This window comes from Kitasatospora sp. NPDC049258 (genome assembly GCF_040678895.1).
Classification (GTDB): Bacteria; Actinomycetota; Actinomycetes; order Streptomycetales; family Streptomycetaceae; genus Kitasatospora.
In genome coordinates, this window is the sequence record NZ_JBFAQT010000052.1 from 19,998 (window position 1) to 41,591 (window position 21,594).

Annotated in this window: 20 protein-coding genes; 14 read left to right on the plus strand and 6 right to left on the minus strand. The window is 73.3% G+C overall.

The window, feature by feature from the left end:
- Positions 1–24: 24 nt before the first annotated feature.
- Positions 25–681: a DUF305 domain-containing protein gene (locus tag AB0K43_RS28645; protein ID WP_363644819.1), complete on the plus strand. Its 657-nt coding sequence runs from the start codon at positions 25–27 to the stop codon at positions 679–681.
- A gap of 115 nt (positions 682–796) precedes the next feature.
- Here the strand turns inward: AB0K43_RS28645 and AB0K43_RS28650 are convergent, their stop codons facing one another.
- Entirely contained in the window at positions 797–2,284 is a 1,488-nt protein-coding gene (locus AB0K43_RS28650) for an MFS transporter (RefSeq protein ID WP_363644791.1), read from the minus strand.
- 247 nt (positions 2,285–2,531) lie between these two features.
- Here AB0K43_RS28650 and AB0K43_RS28655 point away from each other — a divergent pair, with 247 nt between their 5' ends.
- On the plus strand, positions 2,532–3,053 hold the full coding sequence (locus AB0K43_RS28655) for a MarR family transcriptional regulator (RefSeq protein WP_363644793.1): 522 nt from the start codon (positions 2,532–2,534) through the stop codon (positions 3,051–3,053).
- A 92-nt stretch (positions 3,054–3,145) separates the two neighbouring features.
- On the opposite strand, the gene AB0K43_RS28660 is transcribed toward AB0K43_RS28655, so the two are convergent.
- Together AB0K43_RS28660 and AB0K43_RS28665 are read right to left on the minus strand one after the other, a co-directional pair.
- The gene (locus tag AB0K43_RS28660; RefSeq protein WP_363644795.1) at positions 3,146–3,682 is read right to left on the minus strand and encodes a methylated-DNA--[protein]-cysteine S-methyltransferase; all 537 of its coding nucleotides are present in this window, start codon (positions 3,680–3,682) and stop codon (positions 3,146–3,148) included.
- Positions 3,679–5,214: an AlkA N-terminal domain-containing protein gene (locus AB0K43_RS28665; protein ID WP_363644797.1), complete on the minus strand. Its 1,536-nt coding sequence runs from the start codon at positions 5,212–5,214 to the stop codon at positions 3,679–3,681. The genes AB0K43_RS28660 and AB0K43_RS28665 overlap by 4 nt, the downstream gene beginning before the upstream one ends.
- 319 nt (positions 5,215–5,533) lie before the next feature.
- Between AB0K43_RS28665 and AB0K43_RS28670 the strand changes: the two genes are divergently transcribed.
- Genes AB0K43_RS28670 through AB0K43_RS28680 form a run of 3 tightly spaced genes read left to right on the plus strand, consistent with a single transcriptional unit; the run spans position 5,534 to position 7,542 of the window.
- A complete protein-coding gene (locus AB0K43_RS28670; protein ID WP_363644821.1) occupies positions 5,534–6,556 on the plus strand; it encodes a LacI family DNA-binding transcriptional regulator in 1,023 nt (340 codons plus the stop codon).
- 58 nt (positions 6,557–6,614) lie between these two features.
- A complete protein-coding gene (locus AB0K43_RS28675) occupies positions 6,615–7,061 on the plus strand; it encodes a DNA-binding protein (protein ID WP_363644799.1) in 447 nt (148 codons plus the stop codon).
- Between the two features lie 58 nt (positions 7,062–7,119).
- Positions 7,120–7,542: an ASCH domain-containing protein gene (locus AB0K43_RS28680; protein WP_363644801.1), complete on the plus strand. Its 423-nt coding sequence runs from the start codon at positions 7,120–7,122 to the stop codon at positions 7,540–7,542.
- Positions 7,543–7,637: 95 nt separating this feature from the next.
- Here AB0K43_RS28680 and AB0K43_RS28685 read toward each other — a convergent pair whose 3' ends face one another.
- Positions 7,638–10,538 (minus strand): glycosyl hydrolase, encoded by a 2,901-nt coding sequence (locus AB0K43_RS28685; RefSeq protein ID WP_363644803.1) that lies wholly within the window; start codon positions 10,536–10,538, stop codon positions 7,638–7,640.
- A 298-nt stretch (positions 10,539–10,836) separates the two neighbouring features.
- Here AB0K43_RS28685 and AB0K43_RS28690 point away from each other — a divergent pair, with 298 nt between their 5' ends.
- The 4 genes from AB0K43_RS28690 (at position 10,837) to AB0K43_RS28705 (ending at position 15,492) form a co-directional block, all read left to right on the plus strand.
- On the plus strand, positions 10,837–12,153 hold the full coding sequence (locus AB0K43_RS28690; RefSeq protein WP_363644805.1) for an extracellular solute-binding protein: 1,317 nt from the start codon (positions 10,837–10,839) through the stop codon (positions 12,151–12,153).
- Positions 12,154–12,233: 80 nt separating this feature from the next.
- On the plus strand, positions 12,234–13,196 hold the full coding sequence (locus AB0K43_RS28695) for a sugar ABC transporter permease (protein ID WP_363644807.1): 963 nt from the start codon (positions 12,234–12,236) through the stop codon (positions 13,194–13,196).
- A gap of 5 nt (positions 13,197–13,201) precedes the next feature.
- Positions 13,202–14,038, plus strand: coding sequence for a carbohydrate ABC transporter permease (locus AB0K43_RS28700; RefSeq protein ID WP_363644823.1), 837 nt, complete (start codon positions 13,202–13,204; stop codon positions 14,036–14,038).
- 29 nt (positions 14,039–14,067) lie between these two features.
- Positions 14,068–15,492 (plus strand): GH1 family beta-glucosidase, encoded by a 1,425-nt coding sequence (locus AB0K43_RS28705; RefSeq protein WP_363644825.1) that lies wholly within the window; start codon positions 14,068–14,070, stop codon positions 15,490–15,492.
- A gap of 109 nt (positions 15,493–15,601) precedes the next feature.
- On the opposite strand, the gene rsgA is transcribed toward AB0K43_RS28705, so the two are convergent.
- Positions 15,602–16,693 carry a ribosome small subunit-dependent GTPase A gene (rsgA, locus tag AB0K43_RS28710; protein ID WP_363644809.1) on the minus strand — a complete coding sequence of 364 codons (1,092 nt, stop codon included), beginning with the start codon at positions 16,691–16,693 and terminating at the stop codon, positions 15,602–15,604.
- Positions 16,694–16,977: 284 nt separating this feature from the next.
- Positions 16,978–18,270: a YihY/virulence factor BrkB family protein gene (locus AB0K43_RS28715; RefSeq protein WP_363644811.1), complete on the minus strand. Its 1,293-nt coding sequence runs from the start codon at positions 18,268–18,270 to the stop codon at positions 16,978–16,980.
- Between the two features lie 229 nt (positions 18,271–18,499).
- Here AB0K43_RS28715 and AB0K43_RS28720 point away from each other — a divergent pair, with 229 nt between their 5' ends.
- The 5 genes from AB0K43_RS28720 to AB0K43_RS28740 all read left to right on the plus strand — a co-directional run.
- Positions 18,500–18,583 (plus strand): putative leader peptide, encoded by an 84-nt coding sequence (locus AB0K43_RS28720; protein WP_317634116.1) that lies wholly within the window; start codon positions 18,500–18,502, stop codon positions 18,581–18,583.
- Between the two features lie 207 nt (positions 18,584–18,790).
- A complete protein-coding gene (locus AB0K43_RS28725; RefSeq protein WP_363644813.1) occupies positions 18,791–20,515 on the plus strand; it encodes a nitrite/sulfite reductase in 1,725 nt (574 codons plus the stop codon).
- Positions 20,512–20,694 (plus strand): hypothetical protein, encoded by a 183-nt coding sequence (locus AB0K43_RS28730; RefSeq protein WP_363644815.1) that lies wholly within the window; start codon positions 20,512–20,514, stop codon positions 20,692–20,694. The genes AB0K43_RS28725 and AB0K43_RS28730 overlap by 4 nt, the downstream gene beginning before the upstream one ends.
- Positions 20,672–21,370 carry a phosphoadenylyl-sulfate reductase gene (locus AB0K43_RS28735; RefSeq protein ID WP_363644817.1) on the plus strand — a complete coding sequence of 233 codons (699 nt, stop codon included), beginning with the start codon at positions 20,672–20,674 and terminating at the stop codon, positions 21,368–21,370. The genes AB0K43_RS28730 and AB0K43_RS28735 overlap by 23 nt, the downstream gene beginning before the upstream one ends.
- Before the next feature lie 87 nt (positions 21,371–21,457).
- Positions 21,458–21,594, plus strand: a 137-nt coding sequence (locus AB0K43_RS28740; RefSeq protein ID WP_363644827.1) for an adenylyl-sulfate kinase, incomplete at its 3' end; no start/stop codon positions are given.

The following is a 21,594-nucleotide window of genomic DNA, read 5'->3' on the forward strand; positions in this document are numbered from 1 at the left end:
ATCGAGCCGGTCGGGATCGAGGAGCTGCACGGCGGACCGGCCACGGCCCCGCGCCGCCGGCTGTGGTGGCCGGCCGCGCTGGCCGCCGTGGTGGCCCTCGGGCTCGGACTGCCGGCGCTGCTCGCCGGTGGGCCCAGTGCCTCCGGGACGGTCGCGGCCGCCGCCGTGCCCGCCACCGGCTCGCCGGAGGCCGGCTTCGCCCGGGACATGGCGGCGCACCACCAGCAGGCGGTGGACATGTCGTTCATCGTCCGGGACGTGACCACCGACCAGGCCGTGCGCACGCTCGCCTTCGACATCATCAACACCCAGGCCAACCAGCGCGGGATGCTGATGGGCTGGCTCGACCAGTGGGGGCTGACCCAGAACTCCGCGGCGAAGCCGATGGCGTGGATGGGCCACACCTACGAGGCGCACGACGGCTCGCTGATGCCCGGCATGGCGACCAACACCGAGCTGGACCGGCTTCGCGGCCTCAGCGGCCGGGAGGCCGAGGTCTGGTACCTGCAGCTGATGATCGAGCACCACAAGGGCGGGCTGGAGATGGCCCAGGCCTACGTGGACGCCAGCACCAACCCGGCCGAGAAGCGGCTCGCCCAGACCATGATCAACGGGCAGCAGGCCGAGATCGCCCTGATCACGGACATGCTCGCGGAGCGGGGTGCCAAGCCGCTCAAGTGAGCGGCCGACGCCGGCGCCGCGACGCCGTCGACAGCGACAGCGACAGCGACAGCGACAGCACCGACGGGGTGTGCGGGACGGTTCGGTCCGGCCCGGCACACCCCGTCGGCGTCCCTCAGTGCTCGGCGGTGCGCCCGGCGGTGCGTCCGGCGGAGGCTGCGAGCGCGGCGGCCAGCAGTCCGACCGCCGCGAGCAGGAGCAGGACGGCCCGGCCGCCGACCTGCCGGCCCGCCAGGTGGACGCCGAGCACCGGCAACGCCGTCCCGAGTGCGGTGCCCAGGCTGCGCACGGAGTTCAGCATCCCGCCGCCGACCGCCGAGCTCTCGGCCGGGATCGCCCGCATCACCAAGGCGTTGTTGGCGGGCAGCAACAGGCCCAGCCCGAAGCCGACCGCCAGCAGCGCCGGCACCGCGGTCGCCGGGCCCACCGGGAGCACCGCCGAGGCGAGCAGACCGGCCGTCGCGGTGAGGGCACCCCAGCGGCAGCGGGTGGCATCCGTGCAGCCGCGCGGCAGCAGCACCCCGCCCAGGGTGGCCGCGAGAGCGAAGGCGCCCGGCAGCGCGGTGATCACCAGACCCGCGGTGGCCACCGGCACACCTGCGCCGGCGAGCATCACGGGGCCGAGCACCAGCGGGCAGAACAGCAGGAGGTACCCGGTCAGAGCGAGCAGCAGTCCGGCCCTGATCCCGGGCGTATTGAGCAGGCCCGGGGCGATGATCGGCCGGTCCGCCCGCTGCTCCTGCCGGACCAGGGCGACCGAGAGCACGGCCGAGGCGCCCAACAGGGCGAGCACCGCCCAGCCGGGGAGCGGCAGACCGGAGGCGGCCGAGAGCGCGAGCAGCAAGGCGGTCGAGGCGCCGGCGAGCAGCAGCAGGCCGGGCAGGTCGAACCGTCCGTCCTCCGAGCCGGGTTGGGTGGCGCCTGCGGGGGCGGAGGCTGCGACGGTGCGGGACGGGGGGACGGCCGGGCGGGTGCGGGGCAGCAGGTACCACCCGGCCAGGATGCCCAGCAGGCCGACCGGGACGTTGATCCAGAAGGCCCAGCGCCAGGAGGCGTGGGTGACCAGCAACCCGCCCAGGGTCGGCCCGAGGGCGAGGCCGAGCGCCTGCGCGGCGGCCTGGATGCCGAGCGCGGTCCGCATCGCCGCACCGGGCACCCCGCGCGCGACCAGGGCGACGCTGTTGGCCTGCAGCATCGCGCCGCCGACCGCCTGGACCACCCGGCAGGCCACCAGCAGGGCCAGGCTGTCGGCCAGCCCGGCCCCGAGCGAGGCGAGCGAGAAGACGGCGAAGCCGCCGAGGTAGACGGTCTTCCGGCCGACCCGGTCGGAGAGCCTGCCGACCGGGGCGAGCAGCGCGACCAGCACCAGCAGGTAGCCGAGCGCGGCCCATTCGACAGCGGCGAGGCTCGCATGGAAGCCTTCCTGGAGCGCCGGGAAGACCAGCGCGGTGATGCTCGCGGTCAGCTGCCCGAGGAAGGCGCCGAGGCAGACCGTGCCGACGGCCAGCCAGTGCGCGTGCGGCCAGGCGGCGACGGCACGCGGACGGGGTCGCTCGGCGAGCAGGGGACTGTCGAGCAGGCTGGGGCGGGCTGATGTCGGCACAGGGCAGAATATATCTGCCTCCGACATACTCCCATGCAGAAACTGTTTCTCCGAGATCTGATCGTAGTCCGAGAAGGTCGAAGTCAGATCCGTTCGGGATCAGAGCCATGGGGGGGAGACCCGTTCGGCACTGGTGGGGCTCGATACCGGATCCGATCGGCGCCCGAGCTGATCGACGCCCGAGCTGATCGGCTGCAGACCTGGTCAGAGACCGAGTGAACGGTGCGAACCGGATACGCTGTCCGCCATGCCGCAGCAGCCCACCTCCGTCCCGTCGCAGCCCGAGCCCTCCGCACTGGAGGAGACGGCCCGGCTCGCGCGCGCCCAGCGGCTCACCGACGTGATCACCAGGCTCCGCCGCGCCCTGCGCAGCAGCATCCGCACCGACTACCCCTGGGAGTCGCTGCCGATGGCCCAGGTCGAGCTGCTGCAGACGCTCGCGGCCGCACCGCTGCGGGTCGGCGAGCTGGCGGACCGCCAGCGGCTGGCGCCGAACACCGTCAGCGGGCTGATCGGGAAGCTGCTCGACGCGGGATTCGTGGACCGCCAGGCCGACCCCGGCGACCGCCGGACGGCGCGGATCGCCCTGACCGACGCGGGCCACCAGCAACTGAACGACTGGCGGCAGGCGCACGAGCGCCGCCTGGCGGACGCCTTGGAGAGCCTGTCCCCCGCCGACCGGGAGGCGGTCATGCTCGCCCTGCCCGGACTGGAGCAGCTCGCCCGCTCCCTCTCCGCCGGCCCCGGCGGCGAGGGCCGCACCACCTGACCCACGCCGCTCAAGACCCCGTCCACCCGGCCCACAGCGCCCACCGGCCCGCCCCACCAGCCGGGAGCAGCACCGGCCGCGAGCAGCACCGATCAGAACAGCGCCGGTCGGAACACGGCCGGTCGGGCCAGCGGCGCGCCCCGTTCCAGCTCCAGCAGCAGCCGCTTGTTGTCCGTCCCGGCCGCGAAGCCGGTCAGCGATCCGTTCGCACCGAGCACCCGGTGGCAGGGCCTGATCACCAGCAGCGGATTGGCGCCGACCGCGCCACCCACCGCCCGCACCGCGCGGGGCGACTGCCCCGCCGCGTCGGCGAGCTCGCCGTAGCTGACCGTGGCGCCGTACGGGATGTCGTCCAGCGCCGCCCAGATCCGCTGCCGGAACTCGGTGCCGACCGGTGCCAGCGGCAGGTCGAAGCTGGTCAGCTCACCGGCGAAGTACCCGGTCAGCTGCTCCACCGCGGGCGCCAGCGCCTCCGGGTCCAGCACCCAGCCGTCGGCCGGCTCGCCGATCGCCCCCTTCTGCCCGGGCGCGGTGACGGCGGCGAGAGCCAGCGGCCCGCCGTCCTGGTAGACACCGCTCAGCAGCAGCCGGCCGAGCGGGCTCTCCATGGTCGTGAACGCCGTTGTCATGCCATCTCCTCAGTTGTGCTGTCCACGTTCGGTGCGCCGGCGGCCGGCGTCGCGGCCGCCACCCAGAGCCGGTGCACGGCGTACGAGCGCCAGGGCGCCCAGGCGGGAGCGGCCCGCTCGGCCGACTTCGGGTCCCCGGGCAGGCCCAGGCGCTGCAGGCCGTGCCGGACACCGGCATCGGTCGGCAGGAAGACATCGGGGTCGGCCATGGCCCGCATCCGCAGGTAGCCGACCGTCCAGGGGCCGATGCCGGGCAGTGCGAGCAGGTCGGCGGCCGCGTGCTCGCGGTCGACCCCGCCGTCCAGCCGTACGGTGCCGCCGGCCAGGGCCGCGCACAGTCCGCGCAGCGCCCGGCGCCGGGACTCCGGCATCGCGAGGTGTTCGGGAGCCGCCTCGGCCAGTGCGCCGGCGGACGGGAAGAGCAGGCGCAGTCCCCCGCTCGGCTCGGCCAGCGGCACGCCGTACCGCTCGGCCAGCCGGCCGGCCAGCGTACGCGCCGCCGTCACGGTGACCTGCTGGCCGAGCACGGCCCGGACCGCCAGCTCGTGCGGGTCGACGTGGCCGGGCGAGCGGATGCCCGGACGGGCCCGGACCAGCGGGGCGAGCCCTTGGTCCCGGCCGAGCTGGGTGTCCACCGTGTCCGGATCGGCGTCGAGGTCGAACAGTGCCCGCAGCCGGTGCACCGCGGTGGTGAGGTCGCGCAGGTCGGCGAGGACCAGCCGGCAGTCCAGCCAGCCCCGGGTCGGCGGGTCGGCGGCCCCGAGCCCGTCCACCTCGGCGATGCCCTGGCCGTACGGCAGCGCGAGGGTGCGGCGGTAGGTGCGCACCCCGGGGGCCGCCGCGGGGACGACCTCCTCGACCCCGGGGACGGCGCGCAGTGCGAGGAAGTCGATCAGGTGGTCGCTGTCCAGCGCGCCGCGGTAGGCGAGCCGCAGACCGATGGTGCCCGCGGTGCCGCCACCCCGGCGGCCCGCCGAGATCTCGGTGCGCAGCCCGCTCGGGGTGCGGTCGTAGACCTCCCGCACGGTGTCGTTGAACTGCCGCACCGAGGCGAAGCCGGCCGCGAACGCGACCTCGGTGACCGGGAGTTCGGTGGTCTGCAGCAGCAGCCGGGCGGCCTGGGCACGCTGCGCCCGGGCGAGCGCGAGCGGGCCGGCGCCGAGCTCGGCGGTGAGCTGGCGCTGGAGCTGGCGGGCGCTGTAGCCGAGGCGGGCGGCCAGCCCCGCGACGCCCTCGCGGTCGACCACGCCGTCGCCGATCAGGCGCATCGCCCGGCCGACCAGGTCGGCGCGGTGGTTCCACTCCGGCGAGCCGGGCACGGAGTCGGGACGGCACCGGCGGCACGCGCGGAAGCCGGCGCCCTGGGCCGCGGCGGCGGTCGGGTAGAAGGTGCAGTTCACCCGCTTCGGGGTGACTGCGGGGCAGCTCGGCCGGCAGTAGATGCCGGTGGTCCGGACGGCCGTGAAGAACACCCCGTCGAAGCGGGCGTCCCGGCTGTCCACCGCCCGGTACCTGGTCTCGTCGTCGATCACGCTCTCCAGTCTGCGGTATCACCCGACCTCCGACTGGCGGGAATCGGACACGGCGGTCCGGCGGCTCGACCGCCGGTGACCCGGGACCTTCTGGGAGCGCTCTCAGAGCTGTTGCCCGACCCGCTAGGCTCAGCCCAGGAAGAGTCCATGAGAGGAGCGCGCCGTGATCGAACGGTCGGAGCAGCAGCCGTCGGCCGCGAACACGGGAGGCACCCTCGCCCGGCCGACCCACGAGGCACCGCCGCCTTCCGAGGCACGGCCGGCTTCCGAGGCACGGCCGACCCACGAGGCCCGACGGCCCCCCGAGGCACGGCCCACCCTGGAGTCGGTGGCGGAGCGGGCCGGCGTCTCCCGCGCGACCGCCTCCCGGGTGGTGAACGGCGGGGCAGGTGTCCGCGAGGCCTTGCGGGAGAAGGTCCGGCAGGCGGTGGACGAGCTCGGCTACGCGCCCAACCTGGCCGCCCGCACCCTGGTCACCCGCCGTAACCAGGCCATCGCCGTCGTGGTCGCCGAGCCGGAGAGCCGGATCTTCTCCGACCCCTTCTTCGCCCAGCACCTGCGCGGCATCAGCCGGGAGCTGTCGGCCGCCGACAACCAGATGGTGCTGCTGATGATCGAGGAGCAGCGGGACTACGACCGCGTCGGCCGCTACCTGGCCGGCGGCCACGTGGACGGCGTGCTGCTGTTCTCGCTCCACCGCTCCGACCCGCTGCCCCACATCGCCCGCCGGGTCGGCCTGCCCTTCGTGGTGGGCGGCCGCCCCGGCTGGTCGGGCGCCGAGTCCGATCGCGAACTGGTCTACGTCGACAGCGACAACCGGGGCGGTGCCCGGCTCGCCGTCCAGCACCTGCGTGAGCTGGGCCGCAGCCGGATCGCCACCATCACCGGGCCGCTCGACCAGACCTCGTCGATCGACCGCCTGGACGGCTATCGCGATCTGCTGCCCGACGGCGATCCGGAGCTGATCGCCGAGGGCGACTTCACCCCGGACGGCGGCGGGCGGGCGATGGCCGCCCTACTGGCCCGCCGGCCCGACCTGGACGCGGTGTTCGCCGCCTCGGACTCGATGGCCTCCGGAGCGCTGCGGGTGCTGCGCGAGGCCGGGCGGCGGGTGCCCCAGGACGTCGCGGTGGTCGGGTTCGACGACGTGGAGTCCGTCGCCGCGTGGACCGAGCCGCCGCTGACCACCGTCCGGCAGGACATCGAGGAGATGGGGCGGCTGATGGCCCGGCTGCTGCTGCGGCAGCTGTCGGGCGAGAGCGGCCCGGCGGTCGGCCGGCCGGCGGCGCCGACCTCGGTGATCATCCCGACCAGGCTGGTGGAGCGGGACTCCGCCAGATGAACGAAGTGTTCAACACAATCCGTTGACAACAGAATGCGCGCGGGCCGATGGTGGACCCATGCCCTCGGACCCCACGCACACCCCGACCCCCACCCCCGACCCGTTCGCCGCCCCCGACGCCCACCAGGCCCGGGCCCACCGCACCGCCGCCGCCCTGTTCCGGATCGCCGAGCGGCACGCCGCCACCGAGCAGCAGCGCGCCCGCCAGGCCAACCCGCACCTGCCCGCACCGCAGGAGGCGGCCCGCCTCGTCTCGCTACTGCTGAGCGGCACCGCCCTGCCCGAGGCCGGCGAGCCCGAGGTGGACCGCACGGACATCGTCGCCGCGCTCACCCTGCTGCCCCAGGCCCGGGCCGAACTGGACGAGCTGGAAGAGGCCTTGATCACGATGGCCCGCGGCCGCGGCTTCACCTGGCAGGAGATCGCCTTCGGCCTCGGCCTCGGCACCCCCCAGGCCGCCCGCCAACGCCACGAACGCCTGGCCGGCCGCACCGCCCCGGCCTGACCCTCGGGCGCACGGAAAATCGGCGGCGGCCCGGCCGGGAACGACCTACGGTCGCGGCATGACCGATGATCGATACGCGGGCCTACCGAAGGCCGAGTTCGCCTTTCCGGGGCCGCTGCGGGACGAGTTGGTGGCCGCGGTGCTGAGCGGCGCCAAGACCAGCACCACCGGGCTGCTGGCCGAGTACCGCAAGCTCGGGGAGGCGCTTCCGGTGCCCGGCGACCGGCAGGCGGTGGTGGACTCGGGCGACCTGCCGGTGGCGGTGATCGAGGTGACCGAGGTACGGGTGGTCCCGCTCGGGGAGGCCGATCTGCAGCATGCGCTGGACGAAGGCGAGGGGTACCGGACGATCGCCGAGTGGCGGGCCGTCCATGAGCGGTTCTGGCGCAGCCCGGAGCTGCTGGCGGTGCTGGACGATCGGGACTTCACCGTGGCCGACGCCACCGAGGTGGTGCTGGAACGGTTCCGGGTGGTCCGGTAGCCGGGCGACCGCTCGGGCCACCCGGCCACCGGACCGCCGGACTCAAGGGATCAAGGGATCAAGGGATCAAGGGATCAACGACCCATCGGTACAGGTCAGTTGAACGGGATCCGCAGCACCGAGGCACTGCCCTGCGCCTGGGTCGCGCCGACCCGCAGCTGGGCCGGGGCGCTGCCGATCGCCGACCACACCTCCACCCGGACGGTGCCGTGGTCGAGGTTGCCGAGCGCGCCGGTGGCGGCCGCGAGACCGGCGGTGGCGCCCGCGTAGCGCTCCCAGCCGGCCACCGGGTCGGTGGCGAAGTAGCGGTAGGTCTCGACCCGGTCGAAGCTGCCGTCCCCGGTCAGGTCGTAGGAGACCCGCACCTGCTGGCCGAGTCCGACGGCGCTGCCGGCGTCCAGGTAGAGGTCGAAATCGGTCGCGCCGCCGGGCTTGAGCGTGCCGCTCAGGTTGCGGACCTCGTACCCCTTGGCCAGGTACGGCGTGCCGTCGTGGTTGCCGCCGCCCGCCGAGGGCAGCTGGTCCGTCGTGGCCGAGCTGCCGTACGCGGTGGTGAGGGCGCCGGCCGGCTGGAGGTAGAAGGTGTTGCCGCCGGTGGCGGGCGCCGACGGCGAACCGGACGGCGACGGCGAGGTGGAGGGTGAGGGCGAGGGGGACGGCGACCCGGACGGCGAGGGAGAAGGCGAGCTGCTCGGCCCGCCCGTGCCGCCGTCCGTGAACGACCCGCGCTCGCTGGCCGTCGAGCGGGCCGGGACAGTCAGCGTGAAGCCGTCCGAGAAGCGGACGCTGCGCGCGGCCGTGGTGTAGTTGTGGGCCACGTGGGTGCGGGTGGCCCCGTCGGTGAAGACGGCCGCCGTCGGGCTGTCGGCGGTGGTGGCCGGGTCCAGGGTGCCGAGCGCGGCCAGACCGTAGATCCAGTGGTAGGTGTGCGCCTTGGACTCGCCCTCCTCCGGGGTGTAGCCGGCGCTGCCGGCGTCCCAGGCGGCCTTCGCGGCGGCCGGGTCGGCCAGCGCCTGGAACTCCCAGAGCAGGTCGCGCCAGTCGGTGAGCGCGCCGCCGTTGTCGGCCTTCAGCTCGGCCAGGTTGGCCCTGATCTCGTCCTGCCGGCGCGCCAGGTAGAGCGAACCGCCGGTGACCGGAAGGACGTTGATCCCATGGATCATGCCGGGCGCGGCGGTCCACCAGGTCGAGTAGGCGGCGCCGCTGCCCCAGACCATGCCGACCGTGTGGTGCCCGAAGGCGGCCGGGAAGGTGGTGTGGTCGGCGTCGAACCAGTACTGCTCGACGGCGTTCGCCTCCGTGGTGTACAGGTAGACGCCCAGGTCGCGCAGCGCGGTGTCACCGGTGGCGGATCCGTAGAGGATGAGCCCGGAGCTGAAGTTGAGCGACTCGGAGGAGGATTCCTCGTTGTTGCCGGCGGCGAAGCCGGCGTGGCCGGAGGCCCAGCCGTGGCCGGCGTAGACGTCGAAGTTGCGCAGCACCGGGAAGCGGCTGTCGGCCCGGTCGGCGTTGGCGGCGTCCTTGGCGAGCAGCTCGACCATGCCGCCCCAGGCGCCGTCGGCGGCCCAGGCGCTGTCGTAGCGCGCGACGGTGGCGGCGGCCTGGATGAAGTAGCCGTAGTGGAAGTGGTGGTCGTTGAGCTCGCCGTCGGTGCCGTACGAGGCGGGGTAGCCGATCAGGGTCTTCCAGACCGGGTCGTAGGCGAATCCGGGTGAGCCGGTGCCCTTGAACCAGGTCTGCAGCTTGCCCTTGATCAGCGAGAGCAGCTTGTCCCGGGTCGCCGCGTCGCCCAACTGGTCGGCGATCGGGACGAGTTGGGCGAGCCGTCCGAGGGCCTTGCCGGTCCAGTAGGTGTCGGTGGCGCCGAGGAACGGGTCGGCGGCGTTCGCCTGTTCGCGGACCAGCGCGCCGAGCGCGGCGCGGTCGTAGCCGCCGACGTCCGGCAGCGAGGGCAGCACGCCGTTGACGCTCTGCACGGTGGTGAACGCGCTGCCCTCGCGGACCTTCATCCGGCCGCGCGGCGAGATGTACTCCAGCGCGGTCAACTGGTCGCCGGTGGCCCGCCACTGGTGCGGGTAGAGCGCGAGCAGGGTGCCGGTCCTGGCGCCCTCCTGCGGGGTGGTGGTCACGGTGTAGGTGGTGGTCAGGGTGCCCGCCGCCGGCTGGTAGCTCCACGCCGCCGCGGTGTCGGTGACGAAGCTGTAGGCATAGCTGCCGTACAACGCCAGGTCGCCCTGGCTCGGCAGAACGGCGACCGAGTAGTAGTCCTTGGTGCCGAGCGCGGCGCTCAGGGTGCTGCCGTTGACGTTCCAGCTGGTGCCGCTGGGGGCGAACAGGCCGTAGTGGTGGCCGCCGACGGTGATGCCGAGCACGTTGCCCTGGTTGGCGAAGACGGTCGGCGCGGAGGCCGTGGTGATCTGGGCCGCTCCCCCGGTGGCGTGCGCGTAGACGTAGGGCAGGCCGTGGCCGATGGTGGCGCTGAAGGTGTGCGCGCCGTCCGCCCAGTACGGGGTGACGGTCCAGTCGCTCCAGCCGTCCACCTTGGTGTCCGGGGAGTTGAGGCCGGTCACGCCCAGGGTGAGGTCGCGGGTGTGCGTGTAGTCGTACTGGCGGCCGTCCGGGGTGATGGTCGGCGTGGTGGGGTAGCCGACCTCCAGACCGCCGGCCGTCGCCTTGTAGGTGAGCGGGTGGCCGTACATGTTCTCCGAGTACGGGTTGCCCGCGTAGCGCTGGAAGACCAGCGAGGACCACCAGTCGTTGGTCGGCACGGCCTTGCCGGCCATCCGTGCGGTGACCTTGGGCGCGACGGACGCGCCGTCCGAGTTGACGGGGCCGATCGTGCCGGCGGGGCGGCTGTCGCTGTAGCCGCCGAGGCCGACCGGGACGGTCGCCGCCGCGGCGCTGCCGGCACCGACGGTCGCGGCCAGCGCGGCCGCGGCGGCGAGGGCGAGCGCCGTGACGGCGGCTGCCGGGCGGCGCACGGATCTGAGCTTCATGGATCCACCTCGGGTGGGGAAGGGTGGGTGAGAGCGCTCTCAGCGCTGCGGACGCTAGAGCCCCCACCTCCGGGTGTCAACGCTCCGGACATAATCCCCGACTTCACCCTCTGAACGTTCACCGCGCCCAACTCCGGAGATTACGTTCAGGTTTCGGACACTTGACGGACCCGAGTGGGGCCGGGCACTCTCCTGACATCGACTGAGAGCGCTCTCAGCAGCGCCGCCAGCACCACGCCAGCACCACCGCCAGCACCACCGCCACCACCCACGACCTGCTGCGCCAGGAGGCACCCCCATGCGCCCGTTCAGAGTCCGCACCACCGCCGCCGCTCTCGGATCCACCGCGCTCGCCGCGACCCTGCTGCTCACCGGCTGTGGATCCGGCGCAGCCGGCACCTCAGGTTCCAAGGACGCAGCAGCAGGCAGCCCGGTGACCCTCACGGTGGACCTCTTCGGCACCTTCGGATTCAAGGAGAGCGGCCTCTACGAGGAGTACTCCAAGCTGCACCCGAACATCACCATCAAGCAGAGCGACACCCAGGACGAGGGGCAGTACTGGCAGGCCCTGCAGACCAAGCTGGCGGGCGGCGGCGGCCTCGCCGACATCCAGGGACTGGAGGTCGGCCGGGCGGCGAGCGTGGTGCAGAAGCAGGCGGACAAGTTCACCGACCTGAAGACCCTCGGCATCGGCGGGGTCAACGACGAACTGGTGCCCTGGAAGGGCGCCGCCGTGAAGACCGCCGACGGCCGGGTGCTGGGCGCGGGCACCGACATCGGCCCGGAGGCGATCTGCTACCGCACCGACCTGTTCAAGGCGGCCGGCCTGCCCACCGACCGCACCGAGCTGGCCGCCAAGTGGTCCACCTGGCAGGGCTACCTCGACCTCGGCAAGCAGTACGTCGGCAAGGCCGAGGCCGGCAACGCGTGGACCGACAGCGCGGCGGGCATGTTCACCGCCGAGGTCGGCCAGCAGAAGGTCCGGTACGCGGACGAGAGCGGCAAGCCGGTCTTCGACAGCAGCCCGGCCGTCAAGAGCGCCTGGGCCGACGCCAGCCGGCTGGTCGCCGACGGCCTGTCCGCCAAGCTGCCGCAGTGGACCCCGGAGTGGAACAAGGCCTTCAGCACCGGCAAGTTCGCCACCCTGAGCTGCCCGGCCTGGATGATCGGCTACATCAAGGGCCAGGCCGGCGACGCCGGTTCGGGCACGTGGGACATCGCCGCCGGCCCCGGCCGGACCGGCAACTGGGGCGGCTCGTACCTGACCGTCCCGAAGACCGCCAAGCACCCGAAGGAGGCGGCCGAGCTGATCAAGTGGCTCACCGCCGAGAAGCAGCAGGCCACGCTCTTCACCAAGCAGGGCTCCTTCCCGTCCAGCACCGGTGCGCAGGCCGAGATCAAGGCCACCGTCGACCCGTACTTCAACAACGCGCCGATCGGCCAGATCTTCAGCGAGTCCGCGGCCAACATGCCCGCCCAGGTGCTCGGCACCGATGACGGCGTGATCGGCAAGGCCTTCACCGACGCACTGGGCGAGGTCGAGCGCACCAGGACCGCGCCGGACACCGCCTGGCAGCACGCGATGGACAACATCAAGAAGGCCAACGGCAGCTGACGCACCGCCGGTCACCCCGCTCCCGGCCCACCGGCCGCCGCTCGCCCCGGGCCGGGAGCCTCCTCGAAGGACCTCACACCATGGCCATCTCCGCTCCCCCGGCCGTGGCGGCCGGCAAGGGCCGCCGCCCGCCCGGGCACCCCGCCGCCACCCGGCCCCGCCGGGCCGGCCGGCTCGCCCCGTACGGGTTCGTCGCCCCGTTCTTCGCGCTGTTCGCGGCCTTCGGGCTGTTCCCGCTGCTCTACACCGCCTACGTCTCGCTGCACCGGGTCGAGTTGCAGACCGCGGACCGGATGGACTGGCTCGGGCTGAAGAACTACACCCGGCTGTTCGAGGACCCGTTCTTCTGGAACGCGCTGCGCAACACCTTCACCATCGGCGTGCTGTCCACCGTCCCGCAGCTGCTGATGGCCCTGGGCCTGGCCCACCTGCTCAACTACCGGCTGCGCGGGCGGACCTTCTTCCGGGTCGCGATGCTGATGCCGTACGCCACCTCGGTGGCCGCCGCGACCCTGGTCTTCGCGCAGCTCTTCGGCCGCGACTACGGCCTGATCAACTGGCTGCTGGGCACCGTCGGGCTGAGCCCGGTGGACTGGCAGGCCGACACCTGGGCCTCGCAGTTCGGCGTCTCGGCGATCGTCACCTGGCGCTGGACGGGCTACAACGCGCTGATCTACCTGGCCGGCATGCAGGCCATCCCGGGCGAGCTCTACGAGTCCGCGGCGGTGGACGGCGCCTCGCGCTGGCAGCAGTTCCGCCACATCACCGTGCCCGGCCTGCGGCCCACCATCGTGTTCACGGTGGTGGTCTCCACCATCGGCGCCACCCAGCTGTTCGGCGAGCCGCTGCTGTACGAGGGCAACTCGGGCGGCGGCATCTCGCACCAGTACCAGACCCTCGGCCTGTACATGTACGAGCAGGGCTGGTCCTTCTTCCACCTGGGCCGGGCCGCGGCCGTGGCCTGGGTGATGTTCCTGCTGATCGTGGTGCTGGCCCTGGTCAACGCGGCCGTCGCCGCCCGGCGCAACCGTACGGACCGGTGATCGTGATGAAGCTCGCCAGGCGTTCCCCGCTGCAGGGCGGCCCGCTGGCCTACGCGGTGCTGGCCGTCGCCACGCTGCTGGCCGTGTTCCCGTTCTACTGGACGCTGGTGGCCGCCAGCCGTTCCAACTCCGAGCTCAGCGCGGCGACCCCCGCCCTGCCCCCGGGGCCCAATCTGTTCCACAACCTCGGCGAGGCCCTCCAGCAGGCCGCCATCGGCAGCGCGCTGCTCAACTCGCTGCTGGTCTCCTCGGTGGTGACGGCGGGGGTGGTGCTCTCCTCGACGCTGGCCGGGTTCGCCTTCGCCAAGCTGCGCTTCCGCGGGCGCGGGCTGCTGCTCGCCGTCACCGTCGGGACCATGATGATCCCGCCGCAGCTCGGGGTGATCCCGCTGTTCATGGTGATCGTCGAGCTCGACCTGCAGAACAAGCTGCCGGCCGTGATCCTGCCCTCGCTGGTCTCCGCCTTCGGGGTGTTCTTCATGCGGCAGTTCCTGCTGCAGGCGCTGCCCGACGAGCTGATCGAGGCCGGCCGGGTGGACGGCGCCTCCGCGCTGCGGATCTTCCGGTCGATCGTGCTGCCGGTCGCCCGGCCCGGGATGGCCGTACTCGGCATGCTGACCTTCATGGCCACCTGGAACGACTTCTTCTGGCCGATCGTGGCCCTGAGCTCGCAGAACCCCACCGTGCAGGTGGCCCTGAAGTCCCTCGGCCAGGGCTACGTGCCCGACCAGTCCATCGTCATGGCCGGCACCCTGCTCGGCACCCTGCCCGTCCTGGTGGTCTTCGCGCTGCTCGGCCGCCAGATCGTCGGCGGCATCATGCAGGGAGCCGTCAAGGGATGACCCACCGACTCACGACCCTGGAAGGCGAGATGACCGTCGAAGCGCTGCCCTCACCCGTCCGCGCCGGCTTCCCCGCCGACTTCGTCTGGGGCGCGGCCACCGCGGCGTACCAGATCGAGGGCGCGGCGGCCCTGGACGGGCGGACCGCGTCCATCTGGGACACCTTCAGCCGCACCCCGGGCGCGGTCCGCAACGGCGACACCGGGGAGATCGCGGCCGACCACTACCACCGCTACCGCGAGGACGTCGCGCTGATGGCCGAACTCGGCCTCGGCGCCTACCGGTTCTCGCTGTCCTGGTCGCGGGTGCGCCCCGGCGGCCGGGGCGCCGCCAACCGGGCCGGGCTGGACTTCTACGACCGGCTGGTGGACGAGCTGCTGGCGCACGGCATCTCGCCGGTGGCCACCCTCTACCACTGGGACCTGCCGCAGGAGCTGGAGGACCGCGGCGGCTGGACCGACCGGGACACCGCCCACCGCTTCGCCGAGTACGCCGCGATCGCCGCCGAGGCGCTCGGCGACCGGATCGGCACCTGGACCACCCTCAACGAGCCCTGGTGCAGTGCCTTCCTCGGTTACGGCAGCGGCGTGCACGCCCCGGGCCGGACCGACCCGGTGGCGGCGCTGACCGCCCACCACCACCTGCTGCTGGCGCACGGGCTGGGCACCGCCGCGCTGCGCTCCGCCCTGCCGGCGGGGGCGCAGGTCTCGCTCACCCTCAACCTGGCCGCCGTCCGCCCGCTCTCCACCGGTCCGGCCGACCTGGACGCGGCCCGCCGGATCGACGGCCTGGCCAACCGGATCTTCCTCGACCCGGTCTTCCACGGCCGCTACCCGGCCGACGTGCTGGCCGACACCCGGCAGCTGACCGACTGGTCCTTCGTCCACGACGGCGACCTGGCCGAGATCTCCCGCCCGATCGACTCGCTGGGCATCAACTACTACACCCCGACGGTGGTGGGCGCCGACGACCCGGCCGCCCCGGCACCCCGCCAGGACGGCCACGCCGGCGAGCTCTCGCCCTGGCCCGCCGACCGGGGCGTGCGGTTCCTGCCGGCCGAGGGCAGCCGCACCGCGATGGGCTGGCCGGTGGACGCCGACGGGCTGTACGAGCTGCTCACCCGGCTGCGCGACGACCTGCCGGGCCTGCCGCTGCTGGTCACCGAGAACGGCGCGGCGTACGAGGACTACACCGACCCGAGCGGCGCGGTGCACGACCCCGAGCGGGTCGCCTACCTGCACGGGCACCTGGCGGCGGTCCGCCGGGCGGTGGCGGACGGGGCACCGGTGCGGGGGTACTTCCTCTGGTCGCTGCTGGACAACTTCGAGTGGGCCTACGGCTACAGCAAGCGGTTCGGCATCGTGCACGTCGACTTCGCCAGCCAGCGCCGCACGCCCAAGGACAGCGCCCACTGGTACGCCCGGGTGATCCGCACCGGCGACCTGCCGGACTGACGGCAGCGGGCCGCGGCCCGCACACCCCGCGACGGCCGCGCGGCCGCCCCGTGACCTGACGGTCGGGGCGGCCTCGCGGCACGAGCGGCCTCGCGGCACGAGCGGACGGTCAGCGCTGCCGGGTCGGGCTGCCCGCCCCGCGCATCGACTTGGTGATCGCCTTCCACTTCTGCAGCTGCTCCTTGCGCAGCCGCGCGTCGGTGCGCCGGGCGATCCAGGCGCTCTCCTTGCGGAGCTTGAGGTAGCTCTCCATCCGGCGGTGCGGCAGGGTGCCGTCCGCCAGCGCGGCCTGCACGGCGCAGCCCGGCTCGGTGTGGTGGCCGCAGTCGTCGAAGCGGCACTGCTCGGCGAGCTCCTCGATCTCGGCGAAGGCCTGGCCCAGGCCTTCGCCGCCGTAGAGGCCGACCTCCCGCAGTCCGGGGGTGTCGATGACCACGCCGCCGCCGGGCAGCATGATCAGCTCGCGGGTGGTGGTGGTGTGCCGGCCCTTGCCGTCGCTGTCGCGGATCTCCTGGACGGTCATCGCGTCCCGCCCGGCGAGCGCGTTGGTGAGGGTGGACTTGCCCGCGCCGGACTGGCCGATCAGCGCGCTGGAGCCGGGCACGCAGGCGTGCAGCACGTCGATGCCCTCGCCCGTCCCGGCGCTGACCGCGAGCACGGTGACACCGGGGGCGATCCGCTCGACGTCGGAGCGGATGTGGTCGGCGTCGTCCACCAGGTCGGCCTTGGTGAGGACGACCACCGGCTCGGCGCCGGACTCCCAGGCCAGGGCCAGGAAGCGCTCGATCCGGCCGAGGTCGGGGTCGAGGGCGAGCGACACCGCGATCAGCACGGTGTCGATGTTGGCGGCGAGCACCTGCCCGTCCGAGCGCCCGCCGGACGCCTTGCGGACGATCGCGGTCGCGCGCGGCAGCAGGGCGCGGACGGTGGGCAGCGGGACGGCCGCGAGGTCGACCGCCGCCCAGTCGCCGGTGCACGGGGCGTCCACCGGGTCGGGGCCGTTGACCGGCCGGGAGTCGGTCCGGACGGTGCGCAGTTCACCGGTGTCGGGGTCGGCGAGCAGGACGTCGCAGCGTCCGCGGTCGACCCGGGCGATCCGCGCGGGGGTGAGGCCCGCCTCGGCGAGGGGGGCGAAGTCGGCGGCCCGGTCCGCGTTCCAGCCGAGGCCGGTGAGCGGGTGGGCGTCGATGGGGAGAGGCAACTCGGGGAACCCTTCGGAGGGTGTGGCCCCGGCTGTGTGCGCGCACGGCGCGGCACGCACCGATGGTGCGTGGTGGAACAGCGGTAGAGGTCAGCCGGAGACCACGGAGCAAAGAACGGTGGGCTTCTGAGCGCGCACGGCGCTCACCGCAACGATTGCCATCACGGTCCTCACCTCCTGCTTCGTCCTGCGACCGACGGACACGGCCCGGTACGGGTCGGTCCCAACGGGGAAACCGTAGCGGGCCCGGCGAGCGGGCCGCCACCGAATTACCGACTGGAATCCTACCGGCCGTCCCAGGAGCCCGGGGTGGGGTACGCGGGGGGCTCCTGCGGCCAGTCCGGGCGGTCGGTGTCCGGGGGCGGCGGGGGCTCGCGGCGCCGGCGGTGGGTGCCGCCGCCGGCGAGCCGGCCGCGGACGTTGTGCGGCGACAGCACCTCGGCCCAGCGCTCGGGGTACTCGGCGGGGGGCAGGCCGTCGTCCTCGTCCTCGTCGAACTCCTCGTCGGCGCCGTCGCCGAGGCCCAGCTCGCGGGCCCGGACCGCCCGCTCGTTGGCCCGCCGGGCGGCCACCTCGCGGACCAGCGTGGCGGCCCGCTCCTCGCTGGCACGCTCGTTCTCGGCCCGGGCGTCGGCGGTCTCCACGGTCGGCCAGCGCCGGTCTATGGCGGCGTTCATCGCCGCGCCGATGAGCACGGCGAGCGCCACCACGCCGATCCACAGCAGCACCGCGACCGGCGCGGCCAGCTGGCCGTAGACCGAGCGGCCCTCGACCGAGCTGACCAGGTAGAGCCGCAGCAGCACGCTGCAGAACACCAGCACCACCAGGGCCACCAGCGCGCCCGGGATGTCCTCCCGCCAGGGTGTGCTGACCGGCACCGCCACGTGGTAGAGCGTGGTCAGGAAGACCACCAGCAGCAGGATCGCGCTCGGCCAGTACAGCGCGCTGACCACCCCGGCCGAGTCCGGCAGCGCGTGCACCACCAGGCCGGGGCCGGCCACCAGCAGGGGCAGCGCCAGGGAGCCGATCGCCAGCGCACCGAGGTAGAGGCCGAGCGAGACCAGCCGGGTCTTCACGATGCCCCGCTTGCCGTCGAGGCCGTACATCACCGTGATGGTGTCGATGAAGATGTAGAGCGCCCGGGAGCCGGACCAGAGCGAGAGCAGGAAGCCGATCGAGATCAGGTCCGGCCGGCCGTTGTCGAAGACGCTCTTCAGCAGCGGTTGGACGATCTGGTCGACCGAGCTCTGCGAGAGCACCGTCCCGGATGCCGAGACGATGTCTCGTTTCAGCCGGTCGATGGTGCCGGCGCCGAGGATGTCGTCCAGGTAGCCGAGGGTGCCCGCGAGGCAGAGCAGCAGCGGCGGGATGGACAGCAGGGTGAAGAACGCGGCCTCCGCGGCCAGCCCGGTCACCCGGTACTCGACGCAGGTGTTGGTGGTGTCCTTCACCAGGCCCCAGATCGTGCTGCGCCAGGTGTTCTGCTTGGCCGCGCGCCGACGCCCGCCCCGCCGGCGCGCGGGGCGCTCGGCGGCCTGGCCCTGGGTGTCCTGCGAGGTACTGCCTGCTGCTTGCACGTCCCTACGGTATCGGCCCGCGCCGTCCGATCCGCGCGCACGCACGCGCGAGGGCCGGGGACGGCCGGTGAACAGCTCCCGAACGCGGCCCCACCCGGCCGGGGCGGCCCCGGGGGCGCGATCGGGCCGGCGGCGGCCGATCCGATCCGCATCTCATACTCCGAAACCATTGCGTCCAGAATACGGACGTTGGTGGACCGGGGGTCGTGTGCCGTGCGAATCTCTTGCCATGCCTAGCGCCGGAGCCACCCTAGTAGGTCGACTGCACGTCGATCTCCTTCGCGTGTCCAGCGCCATCTGTCCGGTGACCTGAGCCCAACCCCGCTGCCACCACCGCACCCGGCGCCACCACCGCCCCCTCCGCTCCGGCGGACGCGCGAGCGCCCTCGGGCACAGGTCACTGCTCCTCACGATCCTCCGGATCCCCGTCGCACACCCACGGCGAACCCGCAGGTCGGAGCAGGACGTGCCCGGGGCTCGGACGCCCCCGAACCACGCCAGCCCGATTGAGGACGACATCATGGCCCCCACTCCCGAACCGGTCGAGCCCCAGGTCGACAGCGCCGCCGCGCGCCGTCCCGCCGCCGCCCGCAAGGTGACCCGCCACCGCGGCGAGGGCCAGTGGGGCATGGGGCACTTCACCCCGCTGAACGCGAACGAGCAGTTCAAGAAGGACGACGACGGTCTCAACGTGCGGACACGCATTGAGACGATCTACGCGCACCGCGGCTTCGACTCGATCGATCCGGCCGACCTGCGCGGCCGGATGCGCTGGTGGGGTCTGTACACCCAGCGCAAGGAGGGCATCGACGGCGGCAAGACCGCGATCCTGGAGCCGCACGAGCTGGACGCCGAGTACTTCATGCTCCGGGTCCGGATCGACGGCGGGCGCCTGACGGTGGCCCAGCTGAAGGCGATCTCCGAGGTCTCCGTGCAGTACGGCCGCAACACCGCGGACCTGACCGACCGGCAGAACGTCCAGTACCACTGGATCCGGATCGAGGACGTGCCCGCGATCTGGCAGAAGCTGGAAGGCGTCGGCCTGTCCACCACCGAGGCCTGCGGCGACACCCCGCGGGTCATCCTCGGCTCGCCGGTGGCCGGCATCGCCGAGGACGAGATCATCGACGGCACCCCCGCCATCGACGAGATCCAGCGCCGCTTCATCGGCAACCCGGAGTTCTCCAACCTCCCGCGCAAGTTCAAGTCGGCGGTCTCCGGCTCGCCGCTGCTGGACGTGGCGCACGAGATCAACGACATCGCCTTCGTCGGCGTGGTGCACCCCGAGCACGGCCCCGGCTTCGACCTCTGGGTCGGCGGCGGCCTGTCCACCAACCCCAAGCTCGGCGTGCGCCTGGGCGCCTGGGTCCCGCTGGAGGAGGTCGCGGACGTCTACGGCGGCGTCATCGGCATCTTCCGCGACTACGGCTACCGCCGGCTGCGCAACCGCGCCCGGTTGAAGTTCCTGGTCGCCGACTGGGGCGTGGAGAAGTTCCGCCAGGTGCTGCAGGACGAGTACCTCAAGTACGAGCTGATCGACGGGCCCGCGCCCGCGGAGCCGAGCGGCACCTGGCGCGACCACGTCGGCGTGCACCGGCAGAAGGACGGCCGGTTCTACGTCGGCTTCGCGCCGCGGGTCGGCCGGGTCGACGGCGAGTTGCTCGGGAAGATCGCCGACCTGGCGGCCGCCCACGGCAGCGACCGGCTGCGCACCACCGCCGAGCAGAAGATGCTCGTGCTGGACATCGCCGAGGACCGGGTCGACTCGCTGGTGGCCGGCCTGGAGGCGCTCGACCTGCGGGTCACCCCGTCCCCGTTCCGCCGCGGCACGATGGCCTGCACCGGCATCGAGTACTGCAAGCTCGCCATCGTCGAGACCAAGGAGCGCGGCCGCACCCTCATCGACGAGCTGGAGCGGCGCCTGCCGGAGTTCAGCGAGCCGCTGACCATCAACATCAACGGCTGCCCGAACGCCTGCGCCCGGATCCAGGTGGCGGACATCGGTCTCAAGGGCCAGCTGGTCACCGACGAGCACGGCGACCAGGTCGAGGGCTACCAGGTGCACCTGGGCGGCGCGCTGGGCCTGGAGGCCGGGTTCGGCCGCAAGGTCCGCGGCCTGAAGGTCACCAAGGATGGCCTGCCCGACTACGTCGAGCGCGTGCTGACCCGCTTCCAGGCCGAGCGCAAGGAGGGCGAGCGGTTCGCCCAGTGGACCGCCCGGGCCGGCGAGGAGGCCTTGTCGTGAGCGAGCGCGCCGCACCGTTCTTCTGCCCGTACTGCGGGGACGAGGACCTGCGCCCGTCCGAGGCCGGCCACGGCGCCTGGGAGTGCCACAGCTGCCGGCGGGCCTTCCAGCTGAAGTTCCTCGGCCTGCTGTCACCCGCGAACGGGGGGAGTTCGGATGAGCACCACGACCGACCTTGAGGCCCTGGCCGTCGCGGCCGGCCGCGACCTGGAGGAGGCGTCCGCCGAGGACGTGCTCCGCTGGGCCGCGGAGAACTTCGGCAAGCGGTTCTGCGTCACCTCCTCGATGGAGGACGCGGTGGTCGCCCACCTCGCCTCCTCGGTCTTCCCGGGCGTGGACGTGGTGTTCCTGGACACCGGCTACCACTTCGCCGAGACCATCGGCACCCGGGACGCGGTGGCCGCGGTGCTGCCGGTCAACGTCATCACCCTGACCCCCGAGCTGACCGTGGCCGAGCAGGACGCGCGCTACGGGCCGCGGCTGCACGACCGCGACCCGGACCTGTGCTGCGCGCTGCGCAAGGTCGAGCCGCTGAACCGCGGCCTCGGCGGCTACGACGCCTGGGCGACGGGCCTTCGCCGCGACGAGTCCCCCAGCCGGGCGAACACCCCGGTGGTCTCCTGGGACCCGAAGCGCCGCAAGGTGAAGATCGCCCCGATCGCCCGCTGGACCCAGCAGGACGTGGACGCCTACGTGGCCGCCAACGGAGTGCTGCTCAACCCGCTGCTGTGGGAGGGCTACACCTCGATCGGCTGCTCGCCGCTGTCCTGCACCGCCAAGCCCGGCGAGGGCGAGCAGGGCCGGGCCGGCCGCTGGGCGGGCTCGGGCAAGACCGAGTGCGGCATCCACCTCTGACCCCACCCCGCACTACCACCCCGCACCACCACCACGCGCCACCACTACGCACCAGCAGGAGAGTTCACCGTGACGACAGCCGACACCCTGGCCGCCGAGGGCACCGCGGAGGCGGTCCCTGCGGCCGCCCGCTGCGAGCGCGGTGCCACCGTGTGGCTGACCGGGCTGCCGAGCGCGGGCAAGACCACGCTGGCCTTCGCCGTGGCCGAGCGGCTGCGGGCCGA